Source organism: Myxosarcina sp. GI1(2024), assembly GCF_053543375.1.
This window is the reverse complement of record NZ_JBKGTY010000012.1, coordinates 100,680-121,813: the sequence shown is the minus strand read 5'-3', so window position 1 is coordinate 121,813 and position 21,134 is coordinate 100,680. Positions and strand designations below refer to the sequence as shown.

Genomic DNA, 21,134 nt, shown 5'->3' with positions numbered 1-21,134 from the left:
TTGGCGTTGCATAAATAGGGGAGGAATTGCAGAATTGAAGTAACGCGATTAATCAAAAGAAAACCGAGTGAATTGTCCTGAGTGTAAGTCCGAGCATGTCCGTAAAAATGGAATGAGAAGAGGAAAGCAAAATCATGTTTGTGTAGATTGTGGTCGTCAATTTGTTAAAAACCCCAAAAATCATCGTGGTTACAGCGATCAAACCAGAAAAACATGTCTCAAAATGTACCTTAATGGCATGGGTTTTCGGGGTATAGAAAGAGTTACAGGAGTTCATCATACAACTATTATTAATTGGGTCAAACAAGTTGGGAATTTACTTCCAAATGCTTATGACCCAGAAGTTGTACCAGAGGTGGGGGAATTAGACGAACTCGAAACTTTTGTAGGGACTAACAAAACAAAATTTGGCTCTCGACAGCAGTAGATCATTTTAAACCATGTATTTTGGCGTGGGTTTTAGGCGATCGCAGCTCAAAAACATTTGAACCACTTTGGGAAATTGTCAAAAAATGGCAATGCTACTTTTACGTAACGGACGGATGGAAAGTCTATCCAGGATTTATTCCCGATGGAGACCAGATAGTCTGCAAGACTTATATGACAAGAAGAGTAGAGGGTAAAAATACAAGTTCAAGACATGACCTTGCTCGTTTACATCGTAAAACTCTTTGCTACTCGAAATCCTTAGATATGTTGAAACATTCAATTAGATTACTGATTCATTATTTGAAGTTTGAAGATGTACCTATTTCTTATCGATTCCTCCCTTGATTCAGCAACGCCGATTTTTTTATTGTGCTCGCGTTCTTGTTCGTTCATTCGTTATACTGCAATTAGGTTTTTTAAACTTAGAGAGTCTTTTATGATTTACCCTCAGGAGACTCTCTTTTTAGTTTATCCCAGATTGCAGCAACCACAGCGATCGCCCGAACTTTCAAAAACCATTTGTTAAAGCGATCGCTACTTGATTCTTTATTTCACTTCAAAAGTAAACTCTTGTTGAGCCTGATACTGCGGTTCTTTCACGCTGGCAACTACATTCCAAGTCCCTTGCATTCCAAAATAGGTAGTAGCTTTGAAACGTCCCGGTTCATCTGCGGGGGTAACTTCTACTTTACCGATCATCTCTTCCATGCCGTCCATTGGCATAGTCGCGCTGACATCTAAAGTTTCTACTTTTACTGGATTACCATTGCTATCTACCACTTCTAAAACCATTTCCGCATCACCCATCGGAATTTCGGCTTGAGGATCGGGGCTGACTAAATTTACAGTAGCAGTACTTTCTTGTTTGTTTTGTGCTGTTTCAGTAGGAGTAGTAGATGTTATTTCAGTATCTCAGTATCGCTTTGGGCGGGACTACAAGCGATCGCGAGTAAACTTAGGGGAAGCAAAATTAAGATTAATTTTTTCATGGTTGGTATTTGTGGTTAGTAAATTTTTGCCCCCCAACCTCAATCCTGGGGAAGAGTAGTTGAAAGTCCCCCAAGAATACCGCCAATGTTGGGGATCGCGGGGGCAGGGGATTTAGAGGACTTTCTGATTATCGGACTTCAAAGGTAAATTCTTGTTTGCCTTTATGTTGCGGGTCTTTAACCTGAGCGGTAATTACCCATTCTCCTTTCATACTGAGATAGGTATCGACTTGAAAGCGACCGGATTTGTCTGTGGGTTGGACTTCTACTTTTGCCGTCATCGGTGCCATGTTTTTCATCGGCATTGATGCGCTAACCTCTAAGTTTTTTACTTCTATCGGTTGACCCCCAGCATTTTTCACTTCCAGTATTAATTGGGCATCCCCCATTGTCAGCTGTCGATTGTCGGGACTGATTAACTGAATTTGAATATTCTGAGAAGAAGCTTTACTGGATGCGATCGCTTGTTCTGACTGATTGATAATTGCTACTGTCGCATTTTCTACCAAGCGATGTTGTCCTGAAGTTACTACCACTTGTCCCGACTCCAAACCACCGAGTGCTTCTATTCTGTCTCCCGTTGACATTCCCAAGGTTACTGGTTGGGCTGTTACCGTATCTCCTTCTACTACCCAAACTGAAGATTGGTCTTGAAATTCTACTACCGCAGCTTGGGGAACAGTAATGGCATTGGCTTTACGGGCGGTGACAATCTTCATTTCGAGGAACTTTCCAGAGAGTAATTGTCCGTCGGGATTATCGATAACCGCCTCTACCGTTACCGTGCGAGTTTTACTGTTAGCTTGGGGAAAGATGCTGGTAATTTTATCTTTGATTGGCGGAATATTACTACCAGGAACAGTAGCAACTACTGTTGCCCCAGGACGAATATTAACCGCATCGCTCTGCGCGACGTTAGCCTGTAAGCGCACCCGATTGTAATTGCCAATTTTAACAATGCCCATCATACTCGGTTGAACCACTACCCCAGGATCGACGTTCCGTTTCTGCACGATGCCAGAAATGGGAGAGGTAATGGTCGTGTAACCCTGGATAACTTTAGCAGTATCGACTTTAGCTTTAGCTTGGTTAATCTTGGCGCGGTTATTAGTTACCTGTGCCTCCATCCTTGCCAATTTAACCCGTGCTTGCTTGAGGTTAGCTTCTTTACTTCTAACTTCGCTATCGACTACATCAAACTCATCTTGGGAAATCACCCCATCTTTAACCAATCGGGCAAAGCGGTCTTTTTTCAGGTTGAGGTAGTCTAGATCGGCTTCAATCTGGGCGATCGCGCTTTTCTGTTCGTCTACCTCAATTTTGCTCATCTCTAGGGCAGATTTCATCGTGTCCGCTTCTGCTATTGCTTCGGCTACTCCCGTGGTCAACTCCGAAGCATCCAGAGTAGCTATAGGTTGTCCTGCCGTAACGCGATCGCCTGGATATACTGAGTAGTTAGTCACTTGTCCTGCGACACGAGGATAAACCATAATTTCTTCATAGGGTTTAATCGTTCCCGTATAGCTAACACTGGCTTCTAACACCTGAGGTTTAAATGTTTCTACTCGCACGGGATTGTGATTAAATGAACCATCTACCGCCATCATCTCATCGTGAGACATATCCCCACGATCCATTCCTTCCATCCCTGCCATTGAGCTAGAAGGTTTGAAGTGGTTGGTTAAGACCAAAATATTTCCCGTCAGCAGGGCGAAAATCCCCAGTCCTAGTAAAGTTTTCCCCAGTCTAAATGAACTGGAGGGGTATTGCTTCTGAGAGCTAGTACCTTCCAATCCTTCTGTTTCGGTAATGGAATAGGAAGTAGGCTCTTCAGTTACACCATCAGAATTTAGAGAACTCTCCCGCGAGTTTTCGTTGTCATCTGACATCGATTCCTGAGTTTTAGGAGGTCGCATGCCTTGAATCTCATTCAAGGCTTTATGACGACCGTTTGAAGAATTTGCGGTCATAGACAAAGTTTCAAGCTAAAGTCGTATCTTCAAACCAAGATGACACAAGAAAATTAAATCAGCATGAAATCTCTTTTTATAAATAGTTACAAGTCATGAATGAACTGGGAATTATATACTTTCCAGAAAAGACCCGAATCTGAAAATAAATTTTGCAGTTAAAGCCGACTTTAGTTTTAAAAATTGCTGCAAACGATACTGAAATTATGGCGGTTATTGAGAATTAAATTTTGGCTTTTCTGACTTATCTTGAAAACGATCCCCATAGAAAATCTGTTTGAGTTTAATTAATAAGTATCCAATCTGCCCAAAATATTAAAAAATTATAATAGGTAACAAAAGGTTCAAATATGCTTATATTGGTATTCCCTTTTACAGCCACTGGGATCGAGAAATGTTAGCTTATCAGCAGTGATAGTAAAATTGATATAAAGCGATTAAATAATTAATTATGGCTCAGATACTAGATCCCTTACCTCAGGGGGAAGACAAAATTCTTTGCTGCTACGTCAACTCAACCAGCCAAATTCAGATAGCTCGGATTTCGAATATACCAAACTGGTATTTCGAACGAGTAGTTTTTCCAGGTCAACGGCTTGTATTTGAGGCTTTGTCTTCTGCCATGTTAGAGATTCATTCGGGAATGATGGCTAGTGCGATTCTTTCAGATACAATACCATGCACTAGACTACTAGTTCAAGAGCAGGGTAGAAAATCTGGTGATAGTTCGACCACACAGACTCGAGCTCAAGAGCGCGGCGGTTCCAACTATCAGACCGAAACTACACGAGAAAATAATTTACTCCATCATCAGGCTACAGCTAGGGTTTAGAAGTTACTCCCTTTCTTAGTTATTGCTTGAATAGAGTAAATCTTATCGAGGTGGCTATGTACAGCCGCCTCGATTGTTTATACTAAAAAAGTTACAGATGAGTCTGCCGTTGAATGACGGACAAACGCAAAACAATTATGGGGAGCGAGTTTGGATTTACCTTCGTTTCTATGGCTGTGGAAAATTGCTGCTTGGTCTATGGGTGGTGCGATCGCAGCTTATGGTTTATTATTAATTGCTGGTAGCTGGCTATTTTACAGTCGAACCACTAAAATCGGTCGTCCTGTTTGGTTGCGAACGGTTCATTGGTGGGTGGGAATTGGCATAATTTTTTTAGTATTGTTATTGCTCGCGATTGGTATTGTCGGAACCGTGGGTCATTACGGTAGCCTCGGGCATTCCAATCATTTATGGGCGGGAATGTTTGTCGTTGGCTTAGTTTTATTGTCTGGTTGGAGTGGGACGAAGATCGAGGCACGCTCTAACTGGGTGCGATCGCTACACGTCAGTACTAATTTGGTTTTATTAATCGGACTAATCTGGGTTTCACTTACGGGTTGGGAAGTAGTTCAAAAATATCTTTAACTAGTAGACTGAGGGAGTTTCAAATTCAACATTTACTTAGTTTAACTCATAAAATTATTAGCTGAAATACCTCATCCAAACTGACAGCGATCTCAGTCATCGCAACCATGACAGTTATTTCCGAGAACTATTGTGTAGTCCGAAACGATAACCTTTGCCGTAGACAGTATGAATCAAACGCTCTTCACCCGTTATCTCGATCTTGCGACGTAATAGGCGAATTAAAGCCGCCAACACATTACTACCAGGGCGATCGCTCTCGCGCCACAGATGATTGTAAATTTCCTCATGGGTTAACAAGCGATCCTGATGCTGCATCATGTAAGCTAACAACTCGATCTCTTTAGTCGATAGATCGATCGCTTTTCCCTGACGATAAGCAAGTTGATTGTCTAGGTCTAACTCGAGATCGCCCATCTTCAATTTATTCTTGGTACTCTCAGTTTCTAAATTAGCCGACCTGCGGAATAAAGCGCGGACTCTGGCAAGTAATTCTCTCAACTCAAAAGGTTTAACCAAATAATCATCTGCACCGGCATCTAAACCATCAACTCGGTCATCGATGGTATCTTTAGCGGTCAAAAATAATACCGGAGTCTGGAGAGAATGCGATCGCAATTCTCGACAAATTTCCAAACCAGATTTGTGAGGTAACATCCAGTCTAAAATTAATAGGTCGTAGTCATTTTGTAATGCCAGCTCAATTCCTAATTTACCGTTATCGGCTACATCTACTCGATATCCTTCCCGCGATAAAATGGAACTGAGAGGATCGCTTAATTCAGTTTCATCATCCACTAAAAGAATTCTCATTATTTTTGATAATAATATTTAATATTTACAGACGGTCACAATACACACTAGCTTAGAGTTATGCAATATAGGCGATTTGGACGCACCGAGTTACAGATACCCGTATTTTCCTGTGGCGGAATGAGGTATCAATATAAATGGCAAGATTTACCCCAGTCCCAAATTCCCGCAGCAAATCAACGCAATCTCGAAGCAACTATTCGCCGTTCTCTGGCTGTTGGTATTAATCATATCGAAACCGCCAGGGGTTACGGTAGTTCGGAGATGCAGCTAGGACAAATTTTACCCCAACTGCCTAGAGAAGAATTTATCTTTCAAACCAAAGTATCTCCCAACCCCGATCCTAAAGAATTTCGCTGTCAGTTCCAACAATCCCTTCATTTTTTGCAGCTAGATTACGTAGACTTATTAGGTATTCACGGGATTAACAACGAAGTCAAACTCAAGCAAACTATTCGTCCTGAAGGTTGCTGGGAGGTTGCCAAACAGCTTCAAGCTGAGGGGAAAGTTCGGTTTATTGGTTTTTCTACTCATGGTTCGACCGAAATAATTACTACAGCCATAGAAACCGGCTTATTTGACTATGTCAATCTTCACTGGTATTACATCAATCAGTGGAACTGGCCGGCAATTGAAGCCGCACAACGTCAAGATATGGGGGTGTTTATTATCTCTCCTTCCGATAAAGGAGGACAGCTTTACAATCCACCTCAGAAGTTAGTCGAACTCTGTCACCCCCTCAGTCCGATGGTATTTAACGATTTGTTTTGTCTATCTCATCCTCAAGTTCACACTCTCAGCATCGGCGCAGCCAAACCTGCAGATTTTGACGAACATCTTAAAGTCTTGCCGTTACTAGATAAAGCATCTGAAATTTTACCTCCTATCTTAGAACGTTTGGAACGAGAGGCGATCGCCGTTTTGGGAGAAGATTGGCTACGCAATTGGCAAGTTGGTTTGCCGAGTTACGAGCAAACTCCAGGTAGGGTGAATGTTCCCGTGATTCTCTGGTTGCGAAATCTCGTTCTAGCCTACAACATGGTTGAGTTTGGCAAAGCACGATACAATTTATTGGGTAACGGAGGTGACTGGTTTCCAGGGGAAAAAGCTACAGATATTAATCCTGGCAAGTTGCGCTCGTGTTTGGCAGACAGTCCTTATGCCGACAAGATCCCCGATTTATTGATAGAATGCGATCGCCTGTTAGGCGGTCGAGAAGTACAGCGTCTTTCTCGTAGTTAGCAGTGGGAGACGATAGTAATTCTCAAAAGTGGGCAATTAGCGATAAATCTCTACAGAAAAATCTCAAAATATTTTTTGAAGATGCAATTTTAACCACGTTAGAACGATACATTGAAGCTAGTAAAGTTTCTAACTTTATTTATTATTTGACAGGTGGGCCTGATGAGCAACAAATATCCTAAGTTTTCACTCTGGTTATCGCAGAGTAGTTTAATTTTGACTACCTTACTCTTGCCTGCAGGCTCTGCTGTTGCTCGCTCCACCTCCACTCCGCCAATTTTGTTGGCACAGGTGTCACAACCAGAGGCACTACCCTCAGACAACCCAATTCAAGAACAAATTGAAGCTGAGGCTAATCGCTTCTTCAACCGAACTCTGACCCAATTTAATCTGATAATTTTGGCTACTTTAGCATTATTATTAACAGCTGCGATCGCTTCTTTGTGGCTATTACGTAAAGCTGTCATTCGAGAAGTTGCCCACCTTGTCAGTACCAATCTTCAGGAACTCGATCGTGCTAAATCCCAACTCAACAGCGTTAATGATGAAGTTCGGCAGATCCTACAAAATGCTCGACAAATGAACCAGGGGTTAGAGGATGAGGTAGAAAATTTCCGACAAGAGTTAAATTGCCAGCGAGAAACTATCTCTGGGTTAGTATCAGAACTTGGTAGTGCCCAACAGCAGGGAGTTAAAACTATTAACGGTGAAATCGATACCTATCGAGAAACATTAAGTAAATTAGAGGTTAAATTCACTAGTCAACTGAAAGAACTGGAAATAAATAGCGAAGAACAAAGAGATCTCTTGCTGCAAAATTTGGCAAGTTTGAGTTCTGAGTTTACTCCTCAGCTCGAGCGAATTCAGGCAGAGGTTGAGGAAAAACAAAAAACGGTAGTTGGAGAGCTAGAAACATCAGCCAGCGAGTTTGCCGTTCGACTTACTCAATTTAAAAATACCACTGAAGAACGACGGGATTCTCTGCTTCGAGATTTGGCAAGCCAAGCCAGTGAATTTGCTCCTCAAATCTCTAGTTTGCAAGCAGAAGTTCGTCAACGACAAGATAGTCTTTTACAAGAGCTACAACAAGCACGAACTAATTTTACAGAGCAGTTATCTAAGCTACAAGCAGAAGCGCAACAACAAAAGAATGAATTGGGACGACAGCTCAAACAATTAAGTTCTCAACTAGCACCTCAACTTACCAAACTACAATCCGATTTACAGGAACACAAGCAACAGTTTCGAGAAAATTTACAAAGCTCAAAAACTGAATTTATCAACCAACTATCAACGCTGCAACAGACAGCACAACAACATAAAGATACCATTGTCCGCAGTCTGACCAAACTAGAATCTAAATTTGCCAAACAAATCTCCGAATTACAAACCAATGCCGAACGAGAAGTGCAGCAACAGCAGGAAATAACCACCAAGAATTTGGAGTACTTAAGGACAGAACTCGCTACTCAACTATCAGATTCACAATCCCAAATCGAGCGGCAAATCCAACAGACTCTAGAAAATTTACGTCAGCTAGAAACAGAATTTGCCACGCGCATCTCTCAAGAAAACGCGGGAATTGAAGCTCAAAAAGAACGGGGATTGCAAAACCTCGCCCAACTACAAACCGAAATTGACGCTCGATTTACTGAAGCACGAGCGCAAATACAACAGCGTCAGGAATCAATAGTGCAAAATCTAGAACGCTTGCAAACCGAAAATGCTACCCAGCTTTCGCAACTATACTCAGATGCCCAAACTCAAAAAGAACAAATCTTGGCAGATTTAGCCCAGATTAATCCACAAGAGATTGCTGGAACTGCCCTAACCGAAATCCAACAAAATCTGCAAAATCTCAGCGAACCACTAGAAAGGCTTCAACAGAATCATCCTCAATTATTTCTCAATCCCGATGATTTTATCGAACGAGGAAACCAACAATTAGCTCGAGAAAATTATCAAGAGGCGATCGCATTTTTTGACCGAGCTTTAGAACTCAAGCCAGACAATCCTAGTGCTTGGAATCAACGTGGCATTGCTTTAAGGGAGTTACAAAGATCGGAAGCGGCGATCGCGGCTTTTAATAAAGCAGTTAGAATTGACCCCAATTTTTACGAGGCTTGGTGCAATCGCGGCATTACTTTAAGCCGGATGAAACGCTATCGAGAAGCGGTTGCTAGTTACGATCGAGCAGTAGAAATTGAACCAGATTATTATCAGGCTTGGGTAGATCGTGGTGTTGCCTTGGGGATGTTACTGCAACACGAGCCAGCTTTTCAATCTTTCGAGCGTGCCGTAAAAATACAACCAGATAGTGCCGTTGCTTGGATGAATCGCGGCATGGCTTTAGAGATGTTGGAACGCTACCAAGATGCACTGACTTCTTTAGATAAGGCAGTAGAGTTGAATCCCGAATTACTTAAAGCTTGGAACTATCGAGCCAAAATTGCGATCGAGCTAAAACAGTATGAAGAGGCAATAACTAGTTGCGATCGCGCTTTAGAGCTTCGTGCCGATTATGCTGCAGCTTACTATAACAAAGCAATCTGCTATGCTCTGACAGGTCGAGTCGAGTCAGCCGTCGATAACTTAAAGCAGGCAATTAAACTCAATTCTAAATACCGACAACAAGCTAAAACCGATCCCCATTTTAAAGGTATTGTTCAAAATGAGCTGTTCGCTCGCCTCGTGGGACAACAGGGGTACTCAAAACCTGTGGATGGTAAGTAGATCTTTAACAAGAGATCGCTCTTTGAGCATTCTGGCTTAACTTGTCACCGATGTTTCTTGGAAGGGGCTCAAGCTTGTTTCGAGCCGGCGACAACTATAGCCGACCTTCCTAAAAAAGTAGTGACAGATGGACTCGCTTCCTATCCTGGCGCAGTTACGGCAACTTGAGGAGAAGAGGTCGAGCATCAAGTCAGAGGTTGTCAAGCTAATCCGCTCGAGCAGAGCCATCGAATAGTGAAGTGACGCTACTATCCGACGCTGGGTTTCCGAGAGTTGGAGACTGCCCAGAGTTTTGGTCAAACCCTTGATGAAATCACTCAATTCTGCCGCCCCAGGAAGTCGATGACAGAAGTCGTGTCCTTATCTGAGCAGAGGCAACTATTTCGAGAACGGGTCGATGAGCTACGTTTCTTGCTTCAAGCAGCTTAAGGAATAAAGAGTCACTAACAAGTCTGTTCAAAGAAAATGAGCAGATTTTAAAAGTCAATCCTGACATTTTCCTTTCTTGTAGTTGGTCAATAATTGTTTACTTAGTTGATTGTGACTGATAATCTCGCTAAAGTTAAGTTATATAAATAATTTAAACTTTTTGAACCACAAAATCCACCCCGCTCGGGGGTTTGAGTTTCATAAAAGCTATAAAAGTTAACTTAAGTTTTAAACTTATGTCCCAACGAATTCTCTATGTTCGTCTTCCCTGCAATCCAATCTTTCCCATCGGAGTCGTCTATCTCTCAGACCACGTTCACAAGCTGTTTCCTCAAGTAGAGCAAAAAATTTTTGACTTGGGAACGGTACCGCCATTAGACTTTAATCGAGCATTAGATCGCTGTATCGATGAGTTTAAGCCCACCTTGTTGGTATTTTCCTGGCGAGATATTCAAATTTATGCCCCGGTGGGAGGTAGAGGAGGTAATCCCCTCCAAAATGCCTTCGAACTTTATTACGCTAAAAATCCGTTAATTAAACTCAGGGGTGCTTTAGGAGGACTTAAAGTTGCAGCGGCTTACTACGGAGAACTCTGGCGCAATCTTGGTTTGATTAAGCGCGGGTTGAAGCGAGCGCAGCGGAATTGTCCTCACGCTCATGCGGTAGTAGGTGGAGGAGCAGTTAGCGTGTTTTACGAACAGCTTCAACAGCAATTACCTCGCGGCACTATTGTTTCAGTTGGAGAAGGAGAACAGTTACTCGAAAAGTTATTACAGGGAAAAGAGATTCGCGATGAGCGATGCTACATCGTAGGAGAAAACCAGCCGAGAGTGGGCATGATTCATGAATGGCCGACTCCCATCGAAAAAACTGCCTGTAATTACGATTATATAGCCGAAATTTGGTCTGAATTTGACTATTATCTTCAAGAAAATGATTTTTATCTTGGCGTACAAACCAAAAGAGGCTGTCCTCACAACTGCTGCTACTGTATTTATACGGTAGTTGAAGGTAAACAGGTGAGAATTAACCCTGCTGATGAAGTAGTCAAAGAAATGCGTCAGCTATACGACAGAGGCATTCGTAACTACTGGTTTACCGATGCCCAGTTTATTCCCGCCCGTAAATTTATCCCAGATGCGATCGCTCTACTCCAAAAAATTCTCGATTCTGGCATGAAAGACATCCATTGGGCGGCTTATATTCGTGCTGATAACCTCACACCAGAACTGTGTAAATTAATGGTTAAAACGGGGATGAACTATTTTGAAATCGGAATTACCAGCGGTTCTCAAGAGTTAGTCCGCAAAATGCGCATGGGCTATAACCTGCGTACCGTCTTAGAAAACTGTCGCGATTTAAAAGCGGCAGGTTTTAACGATTTGGTTTCGGTCAACTACTCTTTTAACGTCATCGATGAAACCTACGAAACAATTCGACAGACTATTAGTTATCATCGAGAGTTAGAAAAAATTTTCGGTGTGGATAAGGTAGAACCAGCGATTTTCTTTATCGGACTTCAGCCCCACACCCATTTAGAAGAGTATGCTTTCGAGTATGACATACTCAAGCCTGGTTACAACCCAATGAGTTTGATGCCTTGGACAGCAAAGAAACTGCTATGGAATCCCGAACCGTTGGGTTCTTTTTTTGGAGAAGTTTGCCTTCAGGCTTGGCAGCAAAATCCTAATGACTTTGGGAGAAAAGTGATGCAGATTTTAGAAACTAAATTGGGTCGCGCTCCACTAGAAGAAGCACTCTCAGCACCTGTAGAATCTAATAATCGGAAGTTAACGGCGACTGGATCGAGTCAGTAAAACCCCGTACTGGCGGGATCTGGCGCGATCGCCGATTATTTTTACTAAATAACTAATAACAAGATATGTTAAAAGGCTCGATCTTACAGAAATTAAATCAGGCTCATTCCAGCGACAAAAAACCGCTAAATTTAGGAGTCTACTATAAAAACACTTTGGTAGTGCTGTGTCATGCTTTAGAAGATTTTATTTTGCAATCTCAAAGCTCTCCCCTGATAGTTACGGCTTTCCAACGTGGTAAGTGGTATTTACAAGAAGCAGACCGCTACGGCAATTTAGCTCAAAAAGCAGACTGGATTGCGATTATGGCTGCGCCGGACTCTGGATTTGATACTCATCCTACTAGCCAAAAAAACAACGTAGACTTAGTTCATCTCCAACCAGGCGATCCGGTAGAGCAAGAGTGGCACTTGATAATTTTGTCTCCTACCTATACCGCAATGGTTCTTTGCCAAGAACTATCCGAAGCCGATTATGGAGAAAATAAGCCACAAGAAGATTTAGAGCGTAAATTTTACGGCTTTTGGACTTTCGAACCAATATTAGTCCGCGAAACGATAAATCTAGCTATCGACCACATTAACAACTACCGACCCGAGCTCGCCCGAATGTTGGCAGCCAAGGCAGAAGCGGTTAACGCCCAATTTAACGCCAGACGGCGAGACGATATCGATGCAGTAGTATCACTAGTGGTGAGATATCTACAGGCTTCCCAAAAAAATTTACACCAACCAGAAACACAAGCAGACATCGATATGTTTGAGGCATTGGATCGCAATATAGTTTCCAATGGAATGCAAGCCTTTTTACGCATGGCACAGCTTTTAGACCGCACCGATGTTAGCAATCCTATGGCTGCTTCTGAAGTGACGGCAATGGCAGAAGCTATGGCGCAACTGCTCGATCTTCCCGCTTGGCAAGCCAAACGGTTATATTTAGCTGGATTATTACATCGAGTGGGACTACCCAAACTTACTAAAACCCACAAACAATCGTCTGCCCAACAAAAAATTTTGCAACAGAAAGATGCTTTACCCAATGCATCGGTATTGCGCGTTATGCCCCAATTAGAGGCAATTTCCAAAATCTTGCTCTATCAACGGGAATCTTGGGACGGTTCGGGAATCCCAACGGGATTGGCTTACGATGATATTCCCCTAGAATCGCGGATTATCGGTCTACTTACTGATTTTCAGCAGAAAATGAAAGCTTACAAACGATATGCCCCAGATAAAGATCCCTATATTCAGGCATTGTCTGATTGTCAGGCTTTAGCGGGTAAGAGATACGACCCCAAATTAGTCGAAGCTTTAGGTTTATTGGTTATGGGATTACAGCAGGGAATGAGTCTGCAAGCCTATCAACCTAAAATTTCTGGGGGAATGTGGCTGATCGATTCTGAGAAAATGCCCGAGACTCAGATTCAATCGACTTGAATTGGCTTGAGTTTTGACCGAAAAATTCTTTAACGTTTAATTAACCAGATCGACAATGATATTATGACAACTGAAGTAGACGCAATTCTTGCGGGGCAAAGCAAACAGTTCCCAGGAGTCGATTTAGAAGATGAAGATCTCTCTGGCTGTCAGCTAGAGAAAATTAATTTAGCTGGAGCTAATTTAGTCGGTGCTAATTTATCTGGTTCTAATCTCAAAGGAGCTAGATTAGATGGGGCTAATCTTCTAGGTGCGCAATTCAAATTAGCCGACTTGAGAGCTAACCTTTTAGGAGCGAGTTTAATGCAAGCAGACTTGAGTAACGCTGACTTGCGCGGTAGCAATCTTCGCGGCGCTAATCTCATGGGGGCAAAATTGACTCGCGCTGCACTAGCAGGCTCATTTCTCAGCGGTGCCAATCTTACTGGGGTCGATTTTCAAGGTGTAGATTTGCGGGGTGCAGACTTAAGAGGAGCCAATCTCAACGGTGCCAATCTTAAAGGGGCAAATCTCGCTCAAGCTGATTTACGAGGTACTAATCTCAGCGAAACTAATTTAGAAGAAGCCGACTTGCGTGGAGCTAATTTAGCCGGAGCTAATTTAGCCGGAGCTAATTTATTGTGCGCCGAAACCGAAGGCAGCCATTTAGACGGCGTTAATTTAGAGCGGTCTTGCACTATCGGTACGGCGATCGCCAAATAGGCAAGGATTTATTCTTAAATAATTGCTATATTTGACTCGTCAACGGGACTGGCCGGATTTGAACCGGCGACCTAGCGCTTCAGATTGGTGTGAGTTTCCTCACTCTCTGGACTATCTCTTCACCTTGGACATTTTCCTATGTCTTTAGGTGGTGGTCGTTATGTTCTAGGTACAATTCGCTTGATACCAAGCAATTTGATGAACTTTTCCTTGATTTCGTACCTACAACTAGTCTCTGCACCTTCTCTACCAAGAAATATAGAGCTTGGCTCAAGATTACCTTGTTCGACAGGGCGAATTTAGGCTTCCCTGAATTAGACCACATTCACAGATGAAGTTTCCCTCATCGTGCCCGATTTTTCAGGAGGCGCTTGCTCTATCCTGCTGAGCCACAGCCCCAGGCAACTTTAGTATATAGTCAGAGATTACTGCGCAGTAATCTCTGTCTTACAGATTCTAAAACAGATTCTACTTGTCGAGCTAAAAATTAGGATTTGCTAGCAGATTTAGATAAAAAACTTTACTTAATTAACAAATATTGCAGCAATAATTAGTCAGCGATCTTTGTAAGGCTTTAAGAAATATAATAATTTTCAATTTGACATCATAAAATAAACGGAGGAATTATTTTGTATTATTTAATAGCCGCAGCATCTTCTACACCGAATACCGTCTCATGGAGTTATAAAGTAGCCATAGTAATGATTTTTTGCAACATCGTGGCGATCGCTCTAGGAAAATTTGCTTTAAACAACTATAGTGCCTACAGTGCAGAACCGAGTTTGCCTTCTCCCGAGTTTTTTGGCGGTATGGGTTTACCCGCCTTATTAGCAACGACTAGTCTCGGTCATATGATCGGTGCGGGAGTCATTTTGGGACTCGCAAATATTGGTGCCCTTTGAAATTAAATTTTGTTTGGCTTTGGGGCGAATTGTTGATTTGCCCCAAATAAACCCATAGAATCTCAAAAAAATTTCATAAATTTGCTAGTTCCTAGTTAAATAATTAGGTACTGTTAGAGTATTTTAGAGTGTTTCTGTTTACTAGTACCTATTTTCTATAGACCTGTTATGAAAATGAATCTTTTATACCCTTGTATCTTAAAAGAGGTAGTTAATGATGATTCGTGCGAGAAATCTTATGATTTTCCTTCAACACAGAGGTCTAATTAAAATCGATCTTCGATCCATTAGTTTTCTCAAGTAAAATTGCTTCTCGGTCGTGAGCTAGTTTCAGAAAATACAGGTTACCCTAGATAGACTCGATAGAATAGTTGGTGGAAGACTGCCAGATGTCGAGCAAACTTGTTTAATCACTGTCAAATCAAACCGATGAATTTAGTCGATGCGATCGCCACAATTAAATCTCAGTTGGAGCAATTGGCGCTTAGAGAACAAGCCAATCAAGAAGAACAAGCTACAATCAATCAGCGTGTTAGACAACTAGAGATAGAAATTGAGCAAAATCAGCTACGTCAAAGTCAGTTAGACGAAGAAGCAATCCAACTATACGGATGTGCAGAGTCATTAAAATTTAAATTAGCCAAACTAGAGCGTATTGTCCAACTATCTCAAGAATTTCAAAATTTACGCTCTGAGTGTCAACAAGATCGAGATTTACTCGATGCTTTACATGCTTCAATATCTGAAACACCATTATCAGAAAACCCAAGTCAGGGTAATAACTGGCAAACTGAAAGCGAATTAAATTTTAGCCGAGAGCGGGAAATTAGCGATCGCCAAATAACTATCGATACTATCAAACAAACTTTGCCCAATGCCGAAAAATTATATCAACAGTTAGTCGCCAACTATATAGAAATCTGTAATAACTATCAAAATTTTCTGGTGGATGACTTAGATGTGATTTGGTGTTCTCTGGCATTTATTGCTTTCGGGCGACCTTCTTATCGTCAAATGTGCTTGAAATTCCATCCCGATCGCCAAGGTTGCGAACGCGCGATGCAGCTAATTAATACTGCTTGGGAAATTGCTCGACAATATCTAGAAAATGTAGAAACGACTGATAGTGTCCAAACTCTTTAGGAGGGAAAATTTGAAAGAGACAGAAGTTAAATCATCGAACTTATGCTTGGGGAAATACGAGCTTTACCAGTCGAAGTAATAGATTTAATTGCTGCAGGAGAAGTAATTGATTCTCTAGCGGCAGTAGTACGGGAATTGGTTGAAAATGCTTTGGATGCAGAGGCAGATCGCATTAGTATATCTATAGTTCCCGAAGTGTGGCAGGTAATAATTACTGATAATGGCAAAGGAATGTCTCTCGAAGATCTTCAAGCTTGCGTTCGACCACACAGCACCAGTAAAATTCGTACTTGTCACGACCTCTGGCATATAACTAGCTTGGGCTTTAGAGGAGAAGCACTACACAGTATCGCTCAGGTAGCAGAATTGAAGATTAGCAGTCGCTGTTTGGGAAGAGACAATATTGGTTGGCAAGTTAGCTATCGACAGAACCAGTTAGTCAAACAAGAAGTTGTAGCCATCGCTCCAGGTACCACTGTTACGGTTTCCAATCTATTTGGTAACATACCCGTACGTCGTCGGGGTTTACCCCCATTGCCTCGACAGCTCAAATCGATCCAGAAAATAATTTATCAAATTGCGCTGTGTCACCCACAAGTTACCTGGCAAGTTAAACTCCAACAAAAGTCATGGTTCAATCTCAGTCCTGGTAAGAATGCCAGAGACATATTACCTCAAATTTTGAAAAGGATCGATCGGGGAGATTTGCACTATCTCAAGCTAGAAATCCCTACCCCTCAAAACCCGACAGAAGTAGTGCAAGACGAAGAAATCGAAAGGTTGGGGGAATGGGCACACGAAAAAAATGCTAACTCTCAATCCCCCATAGAATTGGTAATTGGGTTGCCCGATCGCTGCCATCGCCATCGAGCCGACTGGGTTAGAGTTGCAGTAAATCGACGGTTCGTGCGCTCGCCAGAATTAGAGCAGACGATGTTAAACGGTATGGCAAAAACTCTGCCCCGCAACCGCTATCCCGTCTGCTTATTGCACCTGCAAACTTGTCCCAGTCAAATAGACTGGAATCGACACCCAGCCAAAACTGAAATCTATCTCCATTCTCTAGCTTACTGGCAAGAAAGAGTCAGTCAGGCGATCGAGGAAGCATTAAAACTCAATACCGATAAACTTCCCGCTCAGGTTGGCGATCGCCGTATCGGTAAAATACTTCAGGTAGCTGAAGCCAGAGGCAAATATCATATTAATTCCAACCTAAATCCGCCACTAATTAGAGAACCAAAACCCAAAATTAGTTCTCTTGCCTTAAAAGCAGTAGCTCAGGTTAATCAAACCTATATCGTTGCCGAACATACTAATGGTATGTGGCTCATAGAACAGCATATTGCTCACGAAAGAGTATTATACGAACAGCTACAGGATGACTGGCAGTTAGTTTTGCTCGAAACTCCGATAATTTTACCTAATTTAAGCCTCAGACAAATCGAGCAGCTAGAGCGATTGGAAATTGCCCTCGAACCTTTTGGGGAGAAGCTGTGGGCGGCGAGAAACATACCGCGAATGCTAGCCCAACGAAGCGATCGCAGTGAAGCTCTAATAGAACTAAGCTGGGGCGGTGACTTACAAACCGCTCAAGTTGCCACCGCCTGTCGTAGTGCTATTCGCAACGGTACGCCTTTGAGTATAGAAGAGATGCAAAACCTCTTAGATCGCTGGCAAGTAAGCCGCAATCCCCGTACTTGCCCTCACGGTAGACCAATTTATCTCTCCCTAGAAGAAACCGAACTGTCTCGCTTTTTTCGTCGTCACTGGGTAATTGGTAAAAGCCATGGCATTTAAACCAGAGTTAGTTTAAGATCGTTTAGGTGATCGCTTAGCTATGAATTAATTGACTGCAGGGAACTCTTATCGGATCTAAACGTAAATTGCTGAGTGAAGTATTCTTAACCCCAATTTATCAGCGGCAGTTAGAGCTTTTATCGCATATCAAGAGGTTTAAGGTGCGGTCGCACCAGTACTACTATTGATATATTAATGATATATTGATATACAGCTCTAGCACCAGCATCTTCAATAATGCTCGTTACCCCTTTGACTTTGTGGGCAGGTAAATTATCCATTACTACTACTGCCCCAGACCATAATTTAGGTAGCTAACTTTTCTCGCAGAAATTGTTGAAAATTTTCTCCGTTCATCCCTTTGTCAAGATTTTTTATTCCTAAGCAACAATTGATAGTCATTGTCCCCATTACCGTAATTCTTTTACCTCGATAAAATGGCTTGATGTCATACGCCTTTTCTCCTCTAAGACTTCTTGCATGAGTTCGCATTAAACCTAGCAGGACTCCCATTTCAGCGATAAATATTAAGTCTTTAGTTTCTACTCCTTTTATCTGTGACCAATACTCTAATCGCTGTTGCTGTTTTTCTTCTGTTGCTGCTTGAATAATACGTAGCGTTTTTTTAATTGTCCATTTTTGTTTTTGTAATTCTCGGCACATGGTACTGGCACTAACTCTTACACCTGTTTGTTCCTGCCAATATTCACAATCGAGTAAGGTTTCATTTAAATATTAAGAGCGCGATCGCCTGCTTTGGATAGCTGAGATTGTTAGATTATATTTGCAGCAATTATCGTTTCATATCGATATGCAAACCGCTGTAGTAGAAATTAATCTTAACTATGTGTTTTTTAATACTAAACAACGAGTCGGCAGTAATAGGAGTGTTGCCACTATTTGTTGCCACTATTTTTTATTTTGTAAACTACCAAACGTAAATATTATTGACGATAGTGCAAACTTGAGGCAGCGCATTGGGCGGGTTCCCCAACTTGAAGCGACTGCCGTGTCGTCGCCAAAGACATTCTGTCATTGAATTTTTCTGTACAAGCAATGGTCAATCCTTCAGTAGAGGCACCAACTTTAATTCCTCAACTTTAGTCATGAATCCTTACTGATTGACAGTTAAAATTTTTTATTTTTATTGTTGCTAAAATCGGGCTTTAATTGCGAGAATTTTATTTAAGTAAAATCCCGTAGATATCATAAAAATTTCGTACATACATAATCCTAGAGCAACTCAAGTTGATTTGAGTGTCCCAGTTCCTTTAAGATAAATAAAAATTTGCTTTACCAAATCTTTAAGGTAAAATTCAACCGTGAAATCTACAATTATTTATGAAGAATAAATGAATTGCCATACAATTCAGCGAACAAATACAATTCAGTGAATAAATTTACTTTACTATTAAAGCTTTAGACGAGACAAAATCATGAAGGTAGCTATTCTTGCTGGTGGCTTAGGAACCCGTATTGCTGAAGAAACTGAAAATAAGCCAAAACCAATGGTAGAAATTGGCGGACAGCCAATCCTCTGGCATATTATGATGCATTACTATCAATATGGTTTTCAGGATTTTTGCATTGCATTAGGTTACAAAGGTGCGGTAATCAAAAAATATATGGTAGATTACTGCGCACTCAACAGCAATCTTACCGTAGGATTACGCAATGGTGAAGTAAAAACTCATGGCGGTTATCAATTAGATTGGACTGTAGACTTAATTGATACGGGAGCAATGACCAACACGGGTGGTCGCATCAAGCGTCTCGCCCCTTATTTAGGTAATGAAACTTTTATGTTAACTTGGGGTGATGGAGTTTCCGACATCAACCTTCGAGAATTACTAGCTTTTCACCGCGCTCATGGCAAGTTAGCTACTCTTACTGCCGTCCGTCCTCCAGCCCGCTTTGGTCACTTGGAGTTAGAAGGAGAACAAATTGTCGAATTTTCTGAAAAACCACAAACTAAAGAAGGTTGGATTAATGGTGCTTTCTTCGTTCTCGAACCAGAAGTCTTTGACTACATTGACGGCGACGAAACTCAATGGGAAAAACAACCCCTAGAAAGATTAGCTAGAGATGGTCAGCTCATGGCATACAAACATGATTCTTTCTGGCAGTGTATGGATACTTTACGAGATAAAAAACGTTTGGAAGCATTGTGGGAGAGTGGTAAAGCACCTTGGAAAACATGGGAGGATAGCAAATATGAAAGTACTATTAACTGGGCACAAGGGATATATCGGTACGGTTCTGGTGCCAATGTTGATGGACAAAAAGTATGAGGTCGTCGGTTTAGATAGCGATTTTTACGAGAGAAGTACTTTTGGCACGGGAATTAAAGAGATTCCCGAACTGAGAAAAGACATTCGGGACATAGAACCAGAAGATTTGTCTGGTTTTGAAGCAATACTACACTTAGCAGGGCTTTCTAACGATCCCTTAGGTAATCTCAATCCTCAACTAACTGATGAAATCAACTATCAGGCTTCGGTAAGATTGGCAAAATTAGCCAAACAAGCAGGTGTCAGTCGTTTCGTTTTTTCTTCTTCTTGTAGTAATTATGGTGCGGGAGGACAAGACTGGCTGGATGAAAACTCTCAGTTTAACCCCGTAACTCCCTATGGAGTTTCCAAAGTTCGGGTAGAACGAGATGTCAGTAAGCTAGCAGATGAGGACTTTAGCCCTACTTTTTTACGGAATGCTACTGCCTTTGGCGTTTCTCCGCGACTGCGATTCGATTTGGTACTCAACAATTTAGCTGCCTGGGCTTTTACTAAAGGTCTAGTTTATATCAAAAGTGATGGTACTCCTTGGCGGCCAATCGTACATATTGAAGACATATCTAGAGCTTTTATTGCCGTTCTCGAAGCACCGCGAGAGTTAATTCACAATGAGGCTTTTAATGTCGGACGCAACCAAGATAACTATCAAATTCGGGATTTAGCCGAAATTATTAGAGCTACAATTCCTAACTGTCGCGTTGAATATGCTCCTAATGCCGGACCAGACAAACGCTGCTATCGAGTTGACTGTAGCAAGATAGCTGAAACTCTAAATTTTCAGCCTCAATGGGATGCTCGCAAAGGAGCTATGGAGCTTTACCAAGCTTTTAAACGAGTGGGACTAACTTTAGATGAATTTGAAGGTCCCAAATATCAAAGAATAGCTCACATCAAATATCTTATTAGCAATGGATTATTAGATAATAACTTGCGCTGGCAACATGAAACTTTGGCTACGATCGCTTAAAAATAACCGATAGGCTAGCTAAGAAATAATCAGATTGAATGAATTGAATTATCACTC

18 protein-coding genes are annotated in these 21,134 nt (G+C 41.8%); 14 read left to right on the top strand and 4 right to left on the bottom strand.

Translation table 11 applies throughout. From position 1 onward, the window contains the following. Positions 1 to 67: 67 nt before the first annotated feature. Positions 68 to 774, top strand: a protein-coding gene (locus ACLFKQ_RS27495; RefSeq protein ID WP_449002833.1) for an IS1 family transposase whose coding sequence is annotated in 2 segments (ribosomal slippage) — positions 68 to 403 and positions 406 to 774 — 705 coding nt in all. Because the reading frame shifts where the segments join, the coding sequence is not laid out codon by codon here. 201 nt (positions 775 to 975) lie between these two features. Here the strand turns inward: ACLFKQ_RS27495 and ACLFKQ_RS27490 are convergent. Further along, positions 976 to 1,236, bottom strand: a complete 261-nt coding sequence (locus tag ACLFKQ_RS27490) for a FixH family protein (RefSeq protein ID WP_449002832.1) — start codon at positions 1,234 to 1,236, stop codon at positions 976 to 978. 58 nt (positions 1,237 to 1,294) lie between these two features. Here ACLFKQ_RS27490 and ACLFKQ_RS27485 point away from each other — a divergent pair, with 58 nt between their 5' ends. Continuing rightward, complete coding sequence (locus ACLFKQ_RS27485) at positions 1,295 to 1,477, top strand: hypothetical protein (RefSeq protein ID WP_449002831.1); 183 nt, start codon at positions 1,295 to 1,297, stop codon at positions 1,475 to 1,477. A 69-nt stretch (positions 1,478 to 1,546) separates the two neighbouring features. Here the strand turns inward: ACLFKQ_RS27485 and ACLFKQ_RS27480 are convergent, their stop codons facing one another. Next, positions 1,547 to 3,388, bottom strand: coding sequence for an efflux RND transporter periplasmic adaptor subunit (locus ACLFKQ_RS27480; RefSeq protein WP_449002830.1), 1,842 nt, complete (start codon positions 3,386 to 3,388; stop codon positions 1,547 to 1,549). 451 nt (positions 3,389 to 3,839) lie between these two features. On the opposite strand from ACLFKQ_RS27480, the gene ACLFKQ_RS27475 reads away from it, so the two are divergent. Then, entirely contained in the window at positions 3,840 to 4,220 is a 381-nt protein-coding gene (locus ACLFKQ_RS27475) for a DUF1830 domain-containing protein (protein ID WP_449002829.1), read from the top strand. 150 nt (positions 4,221 to 4,370) lie between these two features. Continuing rightward, entirely contained in the window at positions 4,371 to 4,805 is a 435-nt protein-coding gene (locus tag ACLFKQ_RS27470) for a DUF4079 domain-containing protein (RefSeq protein WP_449002828.1), read from the top strand. Between the two features lie 114 nt (positions 4,806 to 4,919). Here the strand turns inward: ACLFKQ_RS27470 and rppA are convergent, their stop codons facing one another. Then, positions 4,920 to 5,618 (bottom strand): two-component system response regulator RppA, encoded by a 699-nt coding sequence (rppA, locus tag ACLFKQ_RS27465; protein WP_449002827.1) that lies wholly within the window; start codon positions 5,616 to 5,618, stop codon positions 4,920 to 4,922. 60 nt (positions 5,619 to 5,678) lie between these two features. On the opposite strand from rppA, the gene ACLFKQ_RS27460 reads away from it, so the two are divergent. The 8 genes from ACLFKQ_RS27460 (at position 5,679) to mutL (ending at position 17,819) form a co-directional block, all read left to right on the top strand. Beyond that, positions 5,679 to 6,860, top strand: coding sequence for an aldo/keto reductase (locus tag ACLFKQ_RS27460; RefSeq protein WP_449002826.1), 1,182 nt, complete (start codon positions 5,679 to 5,681; stop codon positions 6,858 to 6,860). A gap of 162 nt (positions 6,861 to 7,022) precedes the next feature. Beyond that, positions 7,023 to 9,593 carry a tetratricopeptide repeat protein gene (locus ACLFKQ_RS27455; protein WP_449002825.1) on the top strand — a complete coding sequence of 857 codons (2,571 nt, stop codon included), beginning with the start codon at positions 7,023 to 7,025 and terminating at the stop codon, positions 9,591 to 9,593. Between the two features lie 665 nt (positions 9,594 to 10,258). Next, on the top strand, positions 10,259 to 11,839 hold the full coding sequence (locus ACLFKQ_RS27450) for a photosystem II high light acclimation radical SAM protein (protein WP_449002824.1): 1,581 nt from the start codon (positions 10,259 to 10,261) through the stop codon (positions 11,837 to 11,839). Between the two features lie 65 nt (positions 11,840 to 11,904). Continuing rightward, on the top strand, positions 11,905 to 13,275 hold the full coding sequence (locus tag ACLFKQ_RS27445) for a DICT sensory domain-containing protein (RefSeq protein ID WP_449002823.1): 1,371 nt from the start codon (positions 11,905 to 11,907) through the stop codon (positions 13,273 to 13,275). Positions 13,276 to 13,338: 63 nt separating this feature from the next. After that, on the top strand, positions 13,339 to 13,977 hold the full coding sequence (locus ACLFKQ_RS27440) for a pentapeptide repeat-containing protein (RefSeq protein ID WP_449002822.1): 639 nt from the start codon (positions 13,339 to 13,341) through the stop codon (positions 13,975 to 13,977). A gap of 626 nt (positions 13,978 to 14,603) precedes the next feature. Beyond that, positions 14,604 to 14,879: a photosystem I reaction center subunit PsaK gene (psaK, locus tag ACLFKQ_RS27435; RefSeq protein ID WP_449002853.1), complete on the top strand. Its 276-nt coding sequence runs from the start codon at positions 14,604 to 14,606 to the stop codon at positions 14,877 to 14,879. Between the two features lie 429 nt (positions 14,880 to 15,308). Continuing rightward, positions 15,309 to 16,022 carry a molecular chaperone DnaJ gene (locus ACLFKQ_RS27430; protein ID WP_449002821.1) on the top strand — a complete coding sequence of 238 codons (714 nt, stop codon included), beginning with the start codon at positions 15,309 to 15,311 and terminating at the stop codon, positions 16,020 to 16,022. A gap of 42 nt (positions 16,023 to 16,064) precedes the next feature. Next, the gene (gene mutL / locus ACLFKQ_RS27425) at positions 16,065 to 17,819 is read left to right on the top strand and encodes a DNA mismatch repair endonuclease MutL (protein WP_449002820.1); all 1,755 of its coding nucleotides are present in this window, start codon (positions 16,065 to 16,067) and stop codon (positions 17,817 to 17,819) included. Between the two features lie 306 nt (positions 17,820 to 18,125). On the opposite strand, the gene ACLFKQ_RS27420 is transcribed toward mutL, so the two are convergent. Continuing rightward, positions 18,126 to 18,482 carry a hypothetical protein gene (locus ACLFKQ_RS27420; protein ID WP_449002819.1) on the bottom strand — a complete coding sequence of 119 codons (357 nt, stop codon included), beginning with the start codon at positions 18,480 to 18,482 and terminating at the stop codon, positions 18,126 to 18,128. 773 nt (positions 18,483 to 19,255) lie between these two features. On the opposite strand from ACLFKQ_RS27420, the gene rfbF reads away from it, so the two are divergent. Together rfbF and ACLFKQ_RS27410 are read left to right on the top strand one after the other, a co-directional pair. After that, positions 19,256 to 20,110 (top strand): glucose-1-phosphate cytidylyltransferase, encoded by an 855-nt coding sequence (gene rfbF / locus ACLFKQ_RS27415; RefSeq protein ID WP_449002818.1) that lies wholly within the window; start codon positions 19,256 to 19,258, stop codon positions 20,108 to 20,110. Continuing rightward, a complete protein-coding gene (locus tag ACLFKQ_RS27410; RefSeq protein ID WP_449002817.1) occupies positions 20,034 to 21,077 on the top strand; it encodes an NAD-dependent epimerase/dehydratase family protein in 1,044 nt (347 codons plus the stop codon). The genes rfbF and ACLFKQ_RS27410 overlap by 77 nt, the downstream gene beginning before the upstream one ends. Positions 21,078 to 21,134 lie beyond the last annotated feature (57 nt).

What these genes read in the sequence shown, in the direction of transcription:
- ACLFKQ_RS27490 (WP_449002832.1), bottom strand. Translation starts at nt 1,236, where the DNA reads ATGGGTGATGCGGAAATGGTTTTAGAAGTGGTAGATAGCAATGGTAAT.
- ACLFKQ_RS27480 (WP_449002830.1), bottom strand. Translation starts at nt 3,388, where the DNA reads ATGACCGCAAATTCTTCAAACGGTCGTCATAAAGCCTTGAATGAGATT.
- ACLFKQ_RS27475 (WP_449002829.1), top strand. Translation starts at nt 3,840, where the DNA reads ATGGCTCAGATACTAGATCCCTTACCTCAGGGGGAAGACAAAATTCTT.
- rppA (WP_449002827.1), bottom strand. Translation starts at nt 5,618, where the DNA reads ATGAGAATTCTTTTAGTGGATGATGAAACTGAATTAAGCGATCCTCTC.
- ACLFKQ_RS27460 (WP_449002826.1), top strand. Translation starts at nt 5,679, where the DNA reads ATGCAATATAGGCGATTTGGACGCACCGAGTTACAGATACCCGTATTT.
- ACLFKQ_RS27455 (WP_449002825.1), top strand. Translation starts at nt 7,023, where the DNA reads ATGAGCAACAAATATCCTAAGTTTTCACTCTGGTTATCGCAGAGTAGT.
- ACLFKQ_RS27450 (WP_449002824.1), top strand. Translation starts at nt 10,259, where the DNA reads ATGTCCCAACGAATTCTCTATGTTCGTCTTCCCTGCAATCCAATCTTT.
- ACLFKQ_RS27445 (WP_449002823.1), top strand. Translation starts at nt 11,905, where the DNA reads ATGTTAAAAGGCTCGATCTTACAGAAATTAAATCAGGCTCATTCCAGC.
- ACLFKQ_RS27440 (WP_449002822.1), top strand. Translation starts at nt 13,339, where the DNA reads ATGACAACTGAAGTAGACGCAATTCTTGCGGGGCAAAGCAAACAGTTC.
- ACLFKQ_RS27430 (WP_449002821.1), top strand. Translation starts at nt 15,309, where the DNA reads ATGAATTTAGTCGATGCGATCGCCACAATTAAATCTCAGTTGGAGCAA.
- mutL (WP_449002820.1), top strand. Translation starts at nt 16,065, where the DNA reads ATGCTTGGGGAAATACGAGCTTTACCAGTCGAAGTAATAGATTTAATT.
- ACLFKQ_RS27420 (WP_449002819.1), bottom strand. Translation starts at nt 18,482, where the DNA reads ATGTGCCGAGAATTACAAAAACAAAAATGGACAATTAAAAAAACGCTA.
- rfbF (WP_449002818.1), top strand. Translation starts at nt 19,256, where the DNA reads ATGAAGGTAGCTATTCTTGCTGGTGGCTTAGGAACCCGTATTGCTGAA.
- ACLFKQ_RS27410 (WP_449002817.1), top strand. Translation starts at nt 20,034, where the DNA reads ATGAAAGTACTATTAACTGGGCACAAGGGATATATCGGTACGGTTCTG.